Annotated in this window: 19 protein-coding genes and 1 tRNA gene; 11 read left to right on the plus strand and 9 right to left on the minus strand. The window is 41.4% G+C overall.

Going from position 1 to position 16,237, the window contains the following annotated elements; genetic code table 11:
* Positions 1-468: 468 nt before the first annotated feature.
* The 6 genes from BUA59_RS19960 to BUA59_RS19985 all read right to left on the minus strand — a co-directional run bounded on the left by BUA59_RS19960 (position 469) and on the right by BUA59_RS19985 (position 4,338).
* Positions 469-552: transfer RNA gene (locus BUA59_RS19960), tRNA-Tyr, on the minus strand.
* Positions 553-603: 51 nt separating this feature from the next.
* Positions 604-1,566 carry a ProQ/FINO family protein gene (locus BUA59_RS19965; RefSeq protein WP_072841499.1) on the minus strand — a complete coding sequence of 321 codons (963 nt, stop codon included), beginning with the start codon at positions 1,564-1,566 and terminating at the stop codon, positions 604-606.
* A gap of 186 nt (positions 1,567-1,752) precedes the next feature.
* Positions 1,753-2,226, minus strand: coding sequence for a hypothetical protein (locus BUA59_RS19970; RefSeq protein ID WP_072841501.1), 474 nt, complete (start codon positions 2,224-2,226; stop codon positions 1,753-1,755).
* Positions 2,223-2,453: a cell division protein ZapB gene (locus BUA59_RS19975; RefSeq protein ID WP_072841503.1), complete on the minus strand. Its 231-nt coding sequence runs from the start codon at positions 2,451-2,453 to the stop codon at positions 2,223-2,225. The genes BUA59_RS19970 and BUA59_RS19975 overlap by 4 nt, the downstream gene beginning before the upstream one ends.
* Positions 2,454-2,511: 58 nt before the next feature.
* Positions 2,512-3,705: a flagellar assembly protein T N-terminal domain-containing protein gene (locus BUA59_RS19980; RefSeq protein ID WP_072841505.1), complete on the minus strand. Its 1,194-nt coding sequence runs from the start codon at positions 3,703-3,705 to the stop codon at positions 2,512-2,514.
* A 3-nt stretch (positions 3,706-3,708) separates the two neighbouring features.
* Positions 3,709-4,338, minus strand: a complete 630-nt coding sequence (locus tag BUA59_RS19985; RefSeq protein WP_072841507.1) for an LPP20 family lipoprotein — start codon at positions 4,336-4,338, stop codon at positions 3,709-3,711.
* A gap of 394 nt (positions 4,339-4,732) precedes the next feature.
* Here BUA59_RS19985 and dinB point away from each other — a divergent pair, with 394 nt between their 5' ends.
* The 10 genes from dinB (at position 4,733) to BUA59_RS20035 (ending at position 12,045) form a co-directional block, all read left to right on the plus strand.
* Positions 4,733-5,791, plus strand: a complete 1,059-nt coding sequence (dinB, locus tag BUA59_RS19990) for a DNA polymerase IV (protein ID WP_072841509.1) — start codon at positions 4,733-4,735, stop codon at positions 5,789-5,791.
* A 70-nt stretch (positions 5,792-5,861) separates the two neighbouring features.
* The gene (locus BUA59_RS19995; protein ID WP_072841511.1) at positions 5,862-6,842 is read left to right on the plus strand and encodes a hypothetical protein; all 981 of its coding nucleotides are present in this window, start codon (positions 5,862-5,864) and stop codon (positions 6,840-6,842) included.
* A 121-nt stretch (positions 6,843-6,963) separates the two neighbouring features.
* Positions 6,964-7,632 carry an alpha/beta hydrolase gene (locus BUA59_RS20000; protein WP_072841513.1) on the plus strand — a complete coding sequence of 223 codons (669 nt, stop codon included), beginning with the start codon at positions 6,964-6,966 and terminating at the stop codon, positions 7,630-7,632.
* 29 nt (positions 7,633-7,661) lie between these two features.
* Positions 7,662-8,474 carry an inositol monophosphatase family protein gene (locus tag BUA59_RS20005; protein WP_072841515.1) on the plus strand — a complete coding sequence of 271 codons (813 nt, stop codon included), beginning with the start codon at positions 7,662-7,664 and terminating at the stop codon, positions 8,472-8,474.
* Between the two features lie 31 nt (positions 8,475-8,505).
* Positions 8,506-8,964 carry a DUF2489 domain-containing protein gene (locus BUA59_RS20010; protein ID WP_072841517.1) on the plus strand — a complete coding sequence of 153 codons (459 nt, stop codon included), beginning with the start codon at positions 8,506-8,508 and terminating at the stop codon, positions 8,962-8,964.
* Positions 8,964-9,335 carry a hypothetical protein gene (locus BUA59_RS20015; RefSeq protein WP_072841519.1) on the plus strand — a complete coding sequence of 124 codons (372 nt, stop codon included), beginning with the start codon at positions 8,964-8,966 and terminating at the stop codon, positions 9,333-9,335. The genes BUA59_RS20010 and BUA59_RS20015 overlap by 1 nt, the downstream gene beginning before the upstream one ends.
* A 35-nt stretch (positions 9,336-9,370) precedes the next feature.
* Positions 9,371-10,201, plus strand: coding sequence for a mechanosensitive ion channel family protein (locus tag BUA59_RS20020; protein ID WP_072841521.1), 831 nt, complete (start codon positions 9,371-9,373; stop codon positions 10,199-10,201).
* A gap of 118 nt (positions 10,202-10,319) precedes the next feature.
* Entirely contained in the window at positions 10,320-10,829 is a 510-nt protein-coding gene (gene greB / locus BUA59_RS20025; RefSeq protein WP_072841523.1) for a transcription elongation factor GreB, read from the plus strand.
* Positions 10,826-11,689: a DUF72 domain-containing protein gene (locus tag BUA59_RS20030; protein WP_072841524.1), complete on the plus strand. Its 864-nt coding sequence runs from the start codon at positions 10,826-10,828 to the stop codon at positions 11,687-11,689. The genes greB and BUA59_RS20030 overlap by 4 nt, the downstream gene beginning before the upstream one ends.
* 47 nt (positions 11,690-11,736) lie before the next feature.
* Positions 11,737-12,045, plus strand: coding sequence for a YqfO family protein (locus tag BUA59_RS20035; RefSeq protein ID WP_072841525.1), 309 nt, complete (start codon positions 11,737-11,739; stop codon positions 12,043-12,045).
* On the opposite strand, the gene BUA59_RS20040 is transcribed toward BUA59_RS20035, so the two are convergent.
* From BUA59_RS20040 to BUA59_RS20050, 3 genes are all read right to left on the minus strand, one after another.
* Positions 12,026-12,571, minus strand: coding sequence for an NUDIX hydrolase (locus BUA59_RS20040; RefSeq protein WP_072841527.1), 546 nt, complete (start codon positions 12,569-12,571; stop codon positions 12,026-12,028). The two genes, BUA59_RS20035 and BUA59_RS20040, sit on opposite strands and share 20 nt — an antisense overlap.
* Positions 12,572-12,580: 9 nt before the next feature.
* Positions 12,581-13,837, minus strand: a complete 1,257-nt coding sequence (locus BUA59_RS20045; protein ID WP_072841529.1) for an HlyC/CorC family transporter — start codon at positions 13,835-13,837, stop codon at positions 12,581-12,583.
* A gap of 83 nt (positions 13,838-13,920) precedes the next feature.
* Positions 13,921-14,688, minus strand: a complete 768-nt coding sequence (locus BUA59_RS20050) for a cytochrome C assembly family protein (protein ID WP_072841531.1) — start codon at positions 14,686-14,688, stop codon at positions 13,921-13,923.
* Between the two features lie 129 nt (positions 14,689-14,817).
* On the opposite strand from BUA59_RS20050, the gene ffh reads away from it, so the two are divergent.
* Entirely contained in the window at positions 14,818-16,200 is a 1,383-nt protein-coding gene (gene ffh, locus BUA59_RS20055; protein ID WP_072841532.1) for a signal recognition particle protein, read from the plus strand.
* Positions 16,201-16,237 lie beyond the last annotated feature (37 nt).

Here is a 16,237-nt window from a genome sequence, read left to right on the forward strand (position 1 = left end):
ATCGTCTATCGTCTATCGTCTATCGTCTATCGTCTATCGTCTATCGTCTATCGTCTATCGTCTATCGTCTATCGTCTATCGTCTATCGTCTATCGCGGTCTGCTCTAAATGTGCGCCGTGGGCTTTCTGAGAGTGTTTAGTCGTGGGTTGAGTTATCACTTGTTGCCTTGAATCGGCTTGGTAGTGGGTGTCATGCTTGCTTTTGTAATGTGGGGTGAGGATTGTGTGGATGGGCTCTTAAGCCTATGTTGCTAAGTGTGTCTTGTGGTGTGATGATTTTTGGTTGTGATGGTGGTTTTTTTTGGGCTGGTTCTTCGGTATGTCTGGTGAGGTGTGGATTTTTCTTGTGGATAAGTCTGTTATTAAGGTGTTGTTTTGTTGATAAATGTAGATGGGTATTAAAATTACTTGTGGATTGTTTTGTTAATCTAGATGGTAAGATATTGAATCTTAATTAGAAACTGCTAATGGTGGAGGGAGGTGGATTCGAACCACCGAAACTTTCGTGGCAGATTTACAATCTGCTCCCTTTGGCCACTCGGGAACCCCTCCACAGCAGCGCGACGTATAATATACATCGCGCCTTACTATGTAAATAGTTTTTTAAGATTTATTTAATAGTTTTGCTAATTTCGCTTTCATGCGCTCTTCAGGAGATAAGTTGTCATAAATATCTTCTTGTTTAGGTGCGCTTTGAGCTGTTTTAGGCTTTGAATGTGCTTTGTTTTTAGCTTGAGCTTGAGCTTGAGCTTTTGGCTTGTTGCGAGCTGGTTGGGCAGGTCTTTCTTTTGCGGGTCTGCTCGTTGTCGCTGTTTTAGCTTTTGCTGGAATCATAGAGTCAGGTAGGGCAGGCTCGTTGTTGACTGCAATACCTTCTAGGTCGATTCGTGGTTGGCCAGACAATAAGCATTTCTTATATCTGTCTGAGCGTGTGTAAGCTGCTAGGGCGCGTTTTTGCTTGCTGGCATTGAAGTCATCATCCAGCACCATATCTTTGTCTATACCGACCTTTAGAGGTTTAGGTTGATTCCAGTCAAACGCTTTGGGGTAACGGTCTTCAAGCATTTTAATTAGACGGCGATTATTTTTTTGATTCTTTTGACGCTTTTTTTGTTCAGGCGTCAGAGTCGCTGCCTCTGTAGTGCTGTCACTTGCTTCCTGTACGCTAATGTCGGTATCGACTAGTTTGTCGTCTTCTTGCAAGCCGTTAAGCTCAGGTTGTTGTGTGGTCATGTAATCAATCTGTTCTGTTGTCGTGGTTGTGGTGCTGCTATCAGCATGCTCGTGCAATAAATCAAAGCGAAGTTGATATTCGACTTCGCTTATTTTTATTGCTTGCTCCGGGGCTGATGTGTCACTTAAAAGGTCAAGAGAGTCTTCGATATAGAGCTGCAATTGATCTTCAGTTGAACGATCGGCCATGTGTTGCAATAGGTCCATTGAAGCGCTGTACTCAATGGAGGGGTCGTTCTTTTCCTTTAATTTTTGTATTTCCTCGTTCGCGTTTTCTAACTGCTTAGTTAGCCAGTTAATCCTTGCTTCGAGTTTAGCGATAAGTTGTTCCATAAAGACACAAGGCTCAATATTTTATTGGAGACAGCGGAATACTTGGTGTATTGCTTGTGCCAATCATTTCTTTTCGCTGATTCTCGTTTGGTAGGGTAATGGATATATAGCTACCTTTTTGCCACCAAACGTAAGTCGTTATTATTAAAAAACTAGCGATGAAAACAGTTAATAATTTCATCTTACTCAGAAAGTAAGTCCTGCGCCAACCATGACGTGCTTGTCGTAGGTGTCGCCACTGCTGTTTAATATTTTTACGAATATATCTAGTCGTGATACATCTGATATCCCTATGCGAAAGCCAGCTTCTGGATAGTAGACAGTATCGTCAAGAAACGAGATGCCACCACCGATAAACGACCACATTGGAATGCCCGGTAAAATTTGAAGCGCTGGTGTTGAGCTATAATAACGTGACCCTAAAGAGATAGCATTCTCGAAAGTCTCTCCAATAACAAATGATAATCCGCCATAAAAAGAAATGTTCTCTGGCAGAGTATACTCCATTGATGCATCTATAATGGAGGTGACATTTGTTTCTCCTTCGGGAGTTGTTGGTCGCACGGCTGTTGATGAAAAATTTACCAAACTCGCAATCTGACCTTCAGCTGATGCGTTTGCACTCACTAGAACTAAAGCTGCAAGTAGAAGTGATTTCATTGTTTATCGTCCATTTGATTTAAGCGGTTTAGCATTTGGGAAAGAGATGACTCCCAATTTGACTGCTGCTCTTTGGTTTGAGTAAGTGTGCTCTGGATTTCACTTTTCTCTTCGCTAAGCTCGTAGTTTTGCATTTCTAATTCAGAGATGCGTTTGCGTAGTGAGCCAATTTCTTCTACTGCTTCGTTGATGCGTTGTTCTAGGTGGTGTAGTAGTTCGTTATTCATTGTGTCTGTCCTAAAAAAATAAAAATCGCCGTTTGTGTATGGGCGTAGTTGTATGAAATTACCAGGCAATAACAACATCTTGTTGTTGCACGTTTAATATGTGTGAGTCAACAACGAGTTCTCCAACTGAAAAGTTGGGCTGTACCTGTTTTATTGTAACACTGATGTTTGCATTATTCAGCTGAGTTTGAGCAGATTGCAATTGATTAAAAACCTCGTAACGTCGATAAACGTTGAATTTATCTCCCTGTTTTATCCCTGCTAATGATCCTGCTGAAATATGTATTCTGTTGCCTTCTGTGCGAAAAATATTAGCTATAAATGGTTGGCAACGTAGCTTCTCGCTGGTGTCTAAGGCGCTTTCTCTGAGTGCCTGCTGAACAACTTTACCATAATGTACTGTCCAGAACTTTGCACTGCCAAAACCTATTTTTGCGTGATCTGATACATCCCAGTTACCTATTTCATTGTATCTATGTTCGAACAAAAGGGCGCCACTGAAACCATCATAAATATAGATATCGACAACAAAGTTTCTTTCTTTATCAATATTTTCATCTAATAGGTCTTTTGTGTTCTTATCATCTGGATGTCTTAGGTATAGTTCTCCGATATCTCTAATTACGCCGCTAACTATGTATTGTACACCCAACTGTTCACTGATTCTTGTGACGTTTGTTAGGGATCCATCATAGTTTGTGGAAGATGGTGCGTTTATTAGGTCTGGATAAATAGCAATATTTGTTGCGGTTAAGGCTCTTAAGTAGCCTTGTTTATTTATTTCATCGGCTAGATCTTTTGGTAATTCTCTGGATATATTACTGAGCTCTCCCAATCTTGCTTGTTGGGGGACTTGTAGTTCAAACCCTGTTACGCCAACCGTTTTTTTGTAGTAACTAGTGGGCCCAGAGCTACACTGTGAGTCAGGTGTGACGTCTACGCGAGCCACAATGGTGAGGAAGTCACCATTTTGCTCTTCAGAAAGTATTTTGGCTTTTTGAACATAGCCAGAACTGCGTATCTCTAAATTAGACTCTAGTTCACCATTATAGAGTTCATCTTTAATGTTAACTCTGGACCCAGACTCTAAAACGGCCTGTTTTATGGCTTGTTGTGTCGCTCTATAGCGAGCATCAGCAATATCATTATTATAAATAACCGCTTCACCGACAGCTGTGATGCTTTTGGCAAAACTGGCTGTTGGCAATAAAAATGCAGCAGCTATGATCAGTAAACGCTTTAAAAGTAACATTTGTTATTCAATGCTATAAAAGTTGGTTGTTGGTGTTGCGTTTTCCACATTAACAGCACGGTAGCCAGGTTGAATCTTACAATTTGGATCTGTTTGAATGTTTGAGGAACTTAAACATTGACGAAAGTTTTCTTGCAGCGCCATTTCAACAACCGTTTCGAATATTCCGTCTTCATGTTCGCGTTGAGAAACGACTTTTGCACCAACTAGGTATGCATCGACATAGGTTCTTAACTCATCGTTTTGCATGACCATGTTGCTCAATGAGCTGGAGCCGTCAATTTTCAAGCCATAAACTCGTTCTGATAGATTTCTATAGGCATCTAGCATAGAACTGCGCATTGTCATAATTCGGGCTTGGGATTTTGTCAGACGTTTGTTTGTCATCATTGCCGCATAACCTGTGGCAGTAACTATGATAGGTTCTTGTTTAATAACTGCAATAGTGTTGTTCGCATTTAAGGCACCATTTTGTGGATAGCCATAAGATGAACTGTTTCCGACAGTATTGCCGTTACAAGGCGCGACAGTAGTACAAGGTGTTCCATCTGCACTTTGCTGGTAAAGGCTTTGGCACCCGGAAAGAATTATCGCCCCTATGGCTATAAAAAAAATACGAAGTGATAATGTCATGGTGGTGCCCTTTGTGTGGAAGTCTTTACCTTAATATCCTGTGTTGAAATGACACACTTTATACGATGTGATTTCAACTGAGCGATTTTGCGCTACAGGTTTTATTGTGAATAGTTTGTTCAAAAATCCTTTTATTTTTCAACATGCCTAATCTAGTGGACAAAATGTAAACCATTTTGCTCTCTAGCGTCCATGTTTGACCACTTAAAAAAGCGCTTTTTCTTTGTTTTTGATAGTAAATCTGTTCTATCAGTGCATTTTTTTGAGTTTTCTCGATTATTTTACGTTCAGAGAGAGTTATCTAGAAGAAAATTTACATTTTTTATTGGGGTGGTGAAGGTGTTTTTTAGATAGTGTAAACTGTGTTTTTATACAGTATTTTTTGGGTGTTATATTGCAGAATCGAAAGATTATTCATATAGATGCTGATTGTTTTTATGCTGCGATAGAGATGCGGGACGATCCTAATTTGCGCGATATTCCAATGGCTATTGGGGGGCCCGCAAGTGGACGGAGTGTATTGTCGACGGCTAACTATGCCGCTCGAGTTTATGGTGTTCGTTCTGCTATGCCGACATCTGTGGCGAAACGGCTATGTCCTGCCTTGCTTGTTATACCTGGAAATATGAATAAATACCGACTTGCTTCTGAGCAAATGCATGCTATTTTTCGAGAATTCACCGATATCATTGAGCCCTTATCATTGGATGAAGCGTATCTTGATGTTACTAACTCATCAAGTTTTCAAGGAAGTGCTACACGGATTGCGGAAGAGATACGTTCAAGAATACTGAAAGAAGTTGGTATTACGGTTTCTGCAGGAGTAGCGACTAATAAATTCATCGCAAAAGTAGCAAGCGATTGGGATAAACCAGATGGATTAACGGTTGTTACGCCAGAAAAGCAGTTTGAGTTTGTTTCTAATGTTCCCGTTAAATTTATTTCAGGAATAGGCCGTGTTGCGCAAGAAAAGCTGGCTTCACTAGGCGTATTTAAGTGCTCAGATTTACAAGCATTAGATTTTTCTGTTCTGCAAAAAAGTTTTGGCAGTATGTCATTTCGTTTGTCCCAATTTGCCCTAGGTATTGATGATCGTCCAGTGACTGTTTCTCGGGAAAGAAAGAGTATTTCGGTGGAGCATACCTTTTCTAAAGATTTGCTTGATCTCAAAGAGTGTCAGTCAGTCCTACCTATCTTGCTGACCGATCTAAAAAAGCGTATGTCGGGAAGAGATTTCGAATCTCAACTAAGTAAATATTATCTAAAAGTAAAATTTGACGACTTTAAGCAAACAACGATAGAGCAACCAATTAAAGCCAAATTGTCTGATGATGTGTTTTCGCAACTGTTGCAGCAGGCTTATTCCCGGTCTCGTCGTCCAGTTCGTTTAATTGGTGTGGGCTATCGTTTGTCTCCACCAGAGCCTCATCAATTGAACCTCCCTTTCATTTGAGTGTGTAAATTTTGATCAATTTCGTGGCGGCTTACTATACTTAAGGGCGAACAATACGGAGGTGATCATTATGTTGAAACAGCAAAGTAAGTTTGATTATACAAATCTAAGCATGCCAGACCCCTTGTCACACCGGTTGCGATTCGAAGTGGAGCAAACATTAAGCTGTTTGTATGCGGATGCTTCTTTGGTTGATCAAATGGATGGATTGTATTTGCCTTTTTCTAGCTGGTTGAGTCAAAAGGCTCATGTAGGGAAAGGGCCTTTAGTTGTAGGTGTTGGTGGTGCGCAAGGGTGTGGGAAAACGACGTTTTGTAGTGTTATTAGTCGAATATTAAGTAAGGGCTTTGACCTGAATTGTATCGTGATCAGTTTGGATGATTTGTACAGCACTCGGCAAGATCGCATGAAATTTGCCAAACAAACAACATCAATGTTTTCTGTGCGAGGTGTACCTGGAACTCATGATGTTAGTTTTGCGCTCTCGCTTTTTGAGCGATTGAAGAATCTTAAAGAAGGTGAAGTGATGAAGTTTCCTCGCTTCGATAAGTCTATTGATGATCGAAAAGCGGTACATTTATGGCAAGAGGTTCAGGGACCTGTTGATGTTGTTCTATTTGAAGGTTGGTGTGTTGGTGCACCACCAATGGGTGGGGACATGGATCAACCGTTGAACCAGCTTGAAGCAGAAATGGATGCTGATGGATTGTGGCGTAATAAAGTGAATCAACTCTTAAAAGACGACTATAAAGCGTTATTTTCGCAAATTGATTTAATGGCTTGGATGCAGGCACCAAACTACGATGTTATTTATCATTGGCGTGATAAGCAAGAGCGGGTACTGGAAAGTCATCTTCATGATATTCACGGTATTTTGCTGGATACTATTGATTTAAAAGTGATGTCCTCGAAAGAGCTGCAGCAATTTATGCAGTATTACGAAAGACTGACTCGACACATGTTAGCGGTGATGCCAGGTAAAGCGGATGTGTTATTTCAGTTGAATGAAAAACAAGAGGTTATGGAGATGCGCTTTCCAGTTGAGCACTAAACTTTTAACTTTAAAAACTATTTTAAAAGAGACTGCAGTAGGAGCAAGGTGTCGAGTGAGAAACGTCAATATGATAGGCTATGGCTAATTGCGATAGCCTATTTTTTTGGAGTGTTAAAGAATGACTGAATTATTGCCCTCTGTATTAGTGGAAACGAACGAGCAGCCCGATGCTGCTATTATTTGGTTGCATGGTTTAGGTTCAGACGGCCATGATTTTGAGTCTTTGGTTCCTGCTTTATCTTTGTTACCAACGTTAAAAGTGCGCTTTGTTTTTCCTCATGCCCCACGTCGTCCTGTTACTGTCAATGGTGGTATGGAGATGCGTGCTTGGTATGACATCTACGAGATGACTCTAGAGCGAAAAGTAGACATGGAAAATATCGATGAATCCTGTCTACAAGTCGAGCAGTTGATACAAGATCAAATTAATAAAGGCATCGCCCCAAATCGAATTATCTTGGCTGGTTTTTCTCAAGGTGGCGTTATTGCTTATCAAACAGCATTGCACACTAAGCATGTGTTAGCTGGCGTGCTCGCGTTATCAACCTATTTGGTTAATGGCGATAAAGTGCCAGAAGCAGATGCTTGTCCTAATGGTCAAACTCCAATTCTTATTCATCACGGCTTGCAAGATCCAGTGGTTGCGCCAGTGTTGGCTACTCAAGCAAGGGATATTTTAGTTTCTAAAGGCTATTCTGTTGCTTATCAATCTTATGATATGCCTCATTCTGTTTGTCCTGAGCAAGTACTAGATATCTCTCATTGGTTAAATGCTCGATTAGCATAGTTGGTTAAGTATACTTTTAAGGGGCTTTTGTGTCTGAAAACTATGAGGAATGGCTGGATTTTGCGAAAGCTCTAGCAATGAAGGCTGGCGAAATGATCGTAACGGCGCGAGAGAATTCAACCTTTGTACGTGATTATAAAATGGATCATGAACTGGTTACTTCGACTGATATTGCGGTCGACCAGTACATTTGTAGTCGCATTGTTGAAAACTACCCTTCTCACTGTATTTTGTCTGAAGAGTCTTCACCGCATATGGATCTTGGTAGTATTGGTGATGACGTGCCAGTTTGGGTGATTGATCCTATTGATGGTACGGTGAATTTTGCACATGGTCATCATCATGTTGCTGTTTCTATTGGTCTTTATATTGGCGATCAGCGAATTTTGGGCGTGGTAAATGCGCCGTTTTTAGGGGAGTGTTTTTGGGCGTTGAAAGGTTCGGGAGCCTTCTGCAATGGTAAGCCTTTAGCTGTTTCTAGCGCTCAAGAGTTAAGGAATGCCTTGGTCGCCACGGGGTTCCCTTATCAAAAAACGGCACTAACGCCTATTGTTGAAAGAGTTTCGCGTATTTTGCATCACTGCCAAGATGTCCGTCGTAATGGTTCTGCTGCTTTGGATTTGTGTTGGGTGGCTGCTGGTCGTTTAGATGCGTATTTTGAAAGCGTGAAACCTTGGGATATGGCTGCAGGAGCTTTAATAGCGGAAGAGGCTGGTGCCAAAGTTGGGTATTATTTATCTAACGCATCGGCTTGGCCTGATGTGGTTAATGGGGAAGGGCTTTTGGTATCGACACCTCAATTATATGCTGACTTTTTAGCTCTTATTGATGTTGATTTATAGCGTGTTTATTTCTGTTTGATTGGAATTTTTTATGTCTTTTACTGCATTTATGATTGTTTTGCTCTGTTGTGTTGGTGTTATTGCCGTTTCTCTTTGGTTTATTCGTCATCAACTAAAGTTGAACCAAACCCGAGAAGAAAAGATTCGTGCTGGAGAAAATCGTTTTCTTGAAGAGCGTCAAAAAAGAATTGATAGTATTCGAGTTCTTTTGAAAACAGTGGGGACAGAAGAGCTAAATTGGATAGAAGCCAGTATTCGAATAAAACATTTGTTGGATCAGTTGAGCGAGGATTTGTCTGAGCACGAAGATATTTCGGCTTTTTATATTATTACTGAGAAAACCCAGCATATTCCAACTCACGATCAGTGGGGGGATTTACCTAAGCCTGCAAAAATGAAGTTTCGACTCGAAATGGACAGTTACGAAGTGGAGCATGCTGAGCATTTACAGCGCGCTAGATCCTCTTTAATGGCTTATGACTTTAAATAATGTTGGTTCAGCTGCTAGTTTCTATCAGTTTTTTGTTTCTACTGTTAGTTTTTTTGGTGTTGTTTTTTATTCGTCATCAATCAAAAGTACCTTATTATAGGTTGACCCAAGATCAATGTATAACCTTGCTTAAAAAAGCAATTCAAGGTGTTTTGCCTGAATATGAGTGGCATGCTTTCATCGGTATGACTGTTAGAGATGACGATGTGCTTGATGAGTTAAGAGAGCAGTGTTTATTGATTGATGAACTAGGAGTGAAGGGAACGCAATTAATTAATGGGCGGATTTGTATTAATTTTAATAAAAAAGGTATTTCTCAGCTGGAATTATTATTGGATGAGTGGCAGCATAAATCAAAGTATTTGGTCTGATTTTATTTTAAAACGGAAGAGCATAGGGTTTAAGTATGAATGAAATAGAGGCGTTGTTTGATCAAGGTTCTGAGTTGATGCCTTGGTTGGCAGATAGTGTTATCAATTTAGTAATTGGTCTTGTTGTTTTCTTTGTAGGTAAGTTCATTGCTTCCAAAGTTTCGCATTGGTGTGAGAAACGAATGCTTAAGGCTTCTGTTGATCAGGCTGTTGCAGGTTTTGCGTCAAGTATCTTGTATGCTTTGATGTTTGCTGGTGTTGCCTTGATGGCATTGGGGCAAATAGGGGTAGAGACGACATCCTTTATTGCTATTCTCGGTGCTGCTGGTTTAGCTGTTGGTCTTGCCTTGCAAGGTTCTTTGTCTAACTTTGCGTCAGGTGTACTGATTATAATATTGCGCCCATTCCGTTCAGGTGACTTTATTGATGCTGGCGGTCAAATGGGTACAGTTAATCGTATAGAGTTATTTCATACGTATCTTAAGACGCCAGATAATCGTGTCATCATCGTGCCAAACTCTTCTGTGATGAACGGCTCTATTGTAAACTTTTCTCGTGAATCAACTCGCCGCTTAGACCTTGTTATTGGTATTAGTTACGATGCAGATATCCGTTTGGCAAAACAAATCATGGAAGAAATTGTTAATGCTGATGAACGTATTTTAAAAGACCCTAAATGCTTAATTGCGGTTTCTGAATTGGCTGATAGTTCAGTGAATTTCTTCCTGCGTCCTTGGGTTGCTTCTGGCGATTATTGGACAGTGCGAGCGGATCTTTTAGAAAAAATCAAATACACTTTTGATGAGCGTGGCGTTGGTATTCCATACCCTCAAATGGATGTGCATGTGCATAAGCAAGAATCGTAAGCTTACATAGCTTTAACTTCTTTTCGCTGTAATATATGAAATGCCGTCAACTAATAGCTGGCGGCATTTTTGTTTTTACTATCTTTCGTTTTTTAATAATTAAAAAAGGCTGCTAATAATGAGTCGATACCGTCCTCCCTCGCCACCCAAGTCTGCATATATTACTCAAGAGGGCGCTCATGCTTTATTGGTTGAGCTTAAGTATTTGTGGAAAGAGAAGCGTCCTGCTGTGACCGAAACGGTTCGAGAAGCTGCGGCCCAAGGAGATCGCTCGGAGAATGCGGAATACATATATGGGAAAAGGCAGCTTCGAGAAATAGATCGTCGAGTGCGTTATCTGGAAAAACGTTTGGATGTTTGTACTGTTGTTGATCGTTTTCCTAGTGACCAAGAGCGAGTTTTTTTTGGGGCTTGGGTGACGCTAGAAGATGAAGTAGGAAATGCCAAAGAGTACCGCATCGTTGGTCCAGATGAGCTAGATCATAACCCGAATTATATTAGTATTGATTCTCCTGTCGCTCGGGCTTTGCTCAAGAAGCAAGAAGGTGATGAGGTGGTTATTCGCCTTGCTGGCGGAGAGAAAACCTACATTATTGACGCTGTTGAATACCGTCAAGTAGTTACATGACTATCCATTACGGCATGGCGCAATGGCAGCATCCAGCTTGGGTTAATTGGCTTTATCCTACTTCGCTTCCTACTGCAGAGCGAATTGGCCGATATTCACAAGTGTTCTCAACGGTTGAAGTTGGTAGTACTTTTTACACCAAAGTGGATGATGCTCAGTTATTACGTTGGTATGAGTCTGTTGCTGGCGACTTCAGGTTTAGTTTTAAGGCACCACAAACAGTCACTCACCGATTGATAGAGCGTCCTTGGTGTGACGTTCAGCAAGATTGGTTTGCCTTCATGCTTTCGTTGCAACCGTTACAGGCTAAGCTTGGACCAACCATGTTGCAGTTCCCTGCTATATGCGACGAGCGTGCTCTAGATACGATTCTAGCTCTATGTGATATGTGGACGCTATCCACGCCTTTGTCTGTTGAAGTGCGTAATCTTGCCTATTTTGATAAGTCTCAAACCGAGCGACGTTTTTTAACCGGATTGTCTGAGCGTAATGTGAATCGTGTGGTGATGGATTCTAGACCAGTTTTTTCTACGGAAGCGTATTGCGAAAGCTTGGTTGATGCACAGAAGAAAAAGCCGAGAGTGCCTTGTCATCCCGTAGCAACTGCGAATCATCCAGTCGTGCGTTTTATTGGTCATCCTGATTTACCGCGTAATGAGTTTTGGCTAGGCCAGTGGGCGGCTAAATTATCACAGTGGCTATCTGAAGGGCTCACGCCAAGTGTATTTGTGCATTCTTCAGATAATATCGCAGCGCCAACTCTGGCTGCGCAATTGGATGAAAAAGTACGTTCGCTAACCCCTAGTTATCAAAAATCTTTGGCTTTGCCGCAGAGTCAGGAGCAAGTTAGTCTTTGGTAAGTTGGATAAATTGATTGTTTGTCTAAATGAAATGGTTGGAAGGTGTTATGTATTCGCTAGTATTTTATGTGCCTGAATCTCATTTAGAATCTGTTAAACAGGCTGTTTTTTCGGCTGGCGCAGGTTCAATGGGAAACTATGACTCTTGTTGTTGGCAAGTGAAAGGGCAAGGGCAGTTCAAGCCGGTAAAAGGAGCGACGCCTTTTCTTGGTAAGGTCGATGAATTAGAGTTTGTTGATGAATATCGGGTGGAAATGGTGCTGAGCGAGGAGGTAAAAGCGGTTGTTTTAGCTGCTTTATTGTTGGCGCACCCCTATGAAGAGGTGGCCTATCATTTTATTCAGATACAGTGTTGAAGTGGATGGTGTCTTCGTGAAAACCATACTGGCCTTTTTTATGATCTTCGATGAAAAACTCAATAGTCTTAGTGACGCTGCTAAAAGCCAGCTCCCCCCAAGGGATTTCATCAAAATCAAATAGGGCAACTTCTGAGCTTTCTTCGGTGGCATGAAAGTCATCTTTCTCTAATTCTGCGATATAAAAAAGATGCACTTGATTGATGCGAGGGATGCTGATCATGCTAAAAGCTTGTTTGCATATCGCTGTTGATCCGCTTTCCTCTAATGTTTCTCTTAATGCGCCTTCGCTCGTGGTTTCTTGGTTTTCCATGAAACCGGCAGGCAAAGTCCAGTAGCCTAAGCGTGGCTCAATATTTCTTCGGCATAATAAGATCTTACCGTCATAAAGCGGAATGGTGCCGGTAATCAATCTAGGGTTATCATAATCAATAAACTCGCAACTTGGGCAAACCGCACGTAGCCTATTATCCCCGGCAGGGATGGTCATATTAACGGCGTGACCGCATTGCGGGCAATATCTCATGATGTTTCCTTAACGTTTCAGCTGAAGCTTGGCGTATTTGACGACTTTATCTTCGATTTCTTGGATTTCGATCATGTAATGTCCAACCCATAAGCTAATTGGGTGCTCAGGGATGAATTCCAGTGTTTCGATAATAAGGCCGTTGAGTGTCTTTGGTCCGTCTGTTGGTAGATGCCAATCAAGCGTTTTATTTATCTCTCGAATGTGTGTCGAACCTTCGATTCTAAAAGAGCCGTCATCAAGAGTTTGAATTTCTTCTTCTTCGTCTTGGGTTGGTGGAGTGAACTCACCCACGATTTCTTCAAGTACGTCTTCTAAAGCGGCAATACCTTGGACATCACCATATTCATCTACCACGATACCCATTTGCTGATGATCTTTTTGGAAGTTCAGCAGTACTGTGTTTAGAGATGTGCTTTCAGGGATGAAGTAAGGTTCAACGGTTGCTTTCAAAAGGGCAGCCTTTGATGGTGTCGGATCGCGAAGAAATACCGCAGCATGACGTGCGTGAAGTATACCGATGACTTTGTTGATCTCACCATTATAGACAGGCATACGCGTGTGTCTGCTTTGGCAGATTTGTTCGATAATCTCTTCGATCGAGTCTTCAATGTCGATGCCAATGACTTCATTGCGAGGAATCATGATGTCTTCGACAGAGACTTTTTCTAAATCCAGAATTGAAATAAGCATTTCTTGGTGAGCAGCAGGGATCAATCCACTCGCTTCATTTACCACGGTTCTTAGCTCTTCCGAGTCAAGCGTGTCGTGGCTTTTTTGTGAGGCATGCACACCGATTAAACGCAAAAGACCATTAGATAAGCCATTTACCAACCAAACTAGCGGATAAAGAACCTTTAACAAAATTGCAAGGATCCAAGAAGCTGGAAAAGCAATTTTCTCAGGATGTATCGCGGCCAATGTTTTTGGTGTGACTTCTGCGAAAATCAGTACAACCATAGTGAGCGCAGCTGTAGCGATAGCGACACCAGCATCGCCCCATAAGCGCACGGCAATGATAGTTGCTATAGCAGAAGCAAGGATATTAACAAAGTTGTTTCCGATTAAGATAACGCCGATAAGTCTATCAGGACGTTCTAAAAGAGAGTTTACTTTTATTGCAGATCGATTCTTGTTCTTAACAAGGTGTTTGAGTCGATATTTATTTATCGACAACATTCCTGTTTCGGAACTCGAAAAGAAAGCAGAAAGTAAAATAAGACAAAAAAGTATTCCACTAAGAACACCTAAGGGTACTTCGTTCAAAAAGGGATCGCCTCAATTATGTAGATAACTGGATTATTGGTTCTTAAGATCAGACTGTCAAACATACTTTACGTCATTAATAGCTAATGACGTAATATTTGTAGTGCTATTTGGCTGCCAAAGTAGCCGAGCATTAGCAAGAAAAAACCACTCAACGTCAGTTTTACCGCCAGTTGTCCACGCCAGCCTGCTATATGTCTGCCAAGTAGTAATCCTGCAAACACAAACCAAGAAGCAATTGTGAAAAATGTTTTGTGAACTAGGTGTTGGGCAAACATGTCTTCAATAAAATAAAAGCCAGTTGCTATTGTGATGGTTAACAAAATGAAAGCCGCCCAGATAAACTCAAACATCAAGCGTTCTAGGACTTGTAGTGGCGGTACTCTAAGTAGTTGCTTTAACTTGTGATTTTTGAGTTGGTACTCTTGCATAGCAAGCAGAATACCAACGCCACAAGCAGCAGTGAATAAACTGTAAGCAGCAGAGGCAATAAGAATATGAGCACTAGTGCCCCAAGAGTTGCTGTGCAGTTGGGTTAAGTTCCACGGCTCGATCGCGTTTAATGCAATAATAATCGCGCCAAGTGGGAATGCGGTGCCGAGCAATAGCGACAAATCTTTGTCGCGGTTACTGAACCAAAGTAGGCTGTTGCCAATTAAAGCAATAAGTAGCCCAATTGTTAAAAAGTTAAAGCCATCTCTATTCAGTAATACTTGTGTGAGAGAAAATGTGTGTATGGCAATCGTAATTGCCCCAATGTACTGGGTTGAGCGATTTTCTGGACGCAGGTAATACGCTGTGCCAGCAATCAAACAAGCGATACAAGCAAGCCAAAGCGATAATTGAGTCATGAAACTAAAGGTTCCGCAGGGTAAAGGTATAGGGTGATAATCATTTATCCGTTATAATAGAGACAATTTCACCTTGGATAAACTGAAACCGTAGGTTTTTTCCATTTAGAGCCAAAATTTGAGGGCAATATGTTCGACAATTTATCGAATCGCTTAACTTCCTCGCTTGATCGTATTCGAGGTCGAGCTAAATTAACTGAAGACAACATACAAGAAGTGTTGCGTGAAGTGCGTATGGCGCTTCTTGAAGCCGACGTTGCTTTGCCAGTTGTTAAAGATTTCATTGCTGCTGTTAAAGAGCGTGCGATAGGGACCGAAGTTTCGAAAAGTTTGAGTCCTGGCCAAGTCTTCCTGAAAATTGTTAAGCAGGAACTTGAAAATGTTATGGGGCAGGCTAACGATGGCCTTAATCTTCGTGCAGCCCGCCCAGCAGTAATCTTATTGGCTGGTTTGCAAGGTGCTGGTAAAACCACATCTGCGGCTAAACTAGCAAAATACTTAAAAGAGCGTGAGAAAAAATCGGTGTCGGTTGTTAGTGCTGACGTATATCGTCCAGCGGCTATTAAACAGCTTGAAACATTGGCGGGTGAAGTGGGAGTAGATTTCATCCCAAGTGACTTGTCACAAAAGCCGATTGATATTGTTAATAACGCTATCGATTACGCTAAAAAAGCCCATAAAGATGTGTTGATTGTCGATACGGCAGGTCGTTTGTCGATTGATGAAGACATGATGGCAGAGATTAAAGCTCTGCATGCCGCTGTCAATCCTATTGAAACTTTATTCGTTGTGGATGCCATGACGGGCCAAGATGCGGCGAATACGGCAAAAGCCTTTGGTGATGTGTTGCCGCTCACCGGTGTTATCTTAACCAAGACTGATGGTGATGCCCGTGGTGGTGCTGCTTTATCTGTTCGACACATTACAGGTAAGCCGATTAAGTTCTTAGGTGTTGGCGAGAAAACCGATGCATTAGAACCTTTCCATCCTGATCGTTTAGCGTCTCGTATTCTTGGTATGGGCGATATGCTTTCCTTAATAGAGGAAGCAGAGCAAAAGATCGACAAAGAAAAAGCTGAGAAACTTGCAGGTAAGCTGAAAAAAGGCAAAGGCTTTGATTTAGAAGATTTCAAAGAGCAGCTTCAGCAAATGAAAAACATGGGCGGTATGAGTTCCATGTTGGATAAGCTTCCTGGAATGGGGCAGCTAGGTAATATCCAAGATAAAGTGAATGATAAAATGTTCGTTCAAATGGAAGCCTTGATAAATTCCATGACACCAGCTGAACGTCATAATCCAGATGTTATTAATGGTTCTCGTAAAAAACGTATCTCAACGGGAGCGGGTTTACAAATTCAAGATTTGAATCGTCTTTTAAAGCAGCATAAACAAATGCAGAAGATGATGAAGAAGATGACCGCCAAAGGCGGAATGAAGAAAATGATGCGTGGTTTGGGGGGGATGATGCCGGGCGGTGGTATGCCTGGCGGCGGAAATTTCCCTAAATTTTAAGCATATCTTCTTGTTTTTACTAACGGCAGTTAAAAAA

This window comes from Marinomonas polaris DSM 16579, assembly GCF_900129155.1.
In the GTDB taxonomy this organism is placed as follows: Bacteria; Pseudomonadota; Gammaproteobacteria; order Pseudomonadales; family Marinomonadaceae; genus Marinomonas; species Marinomonas polaris.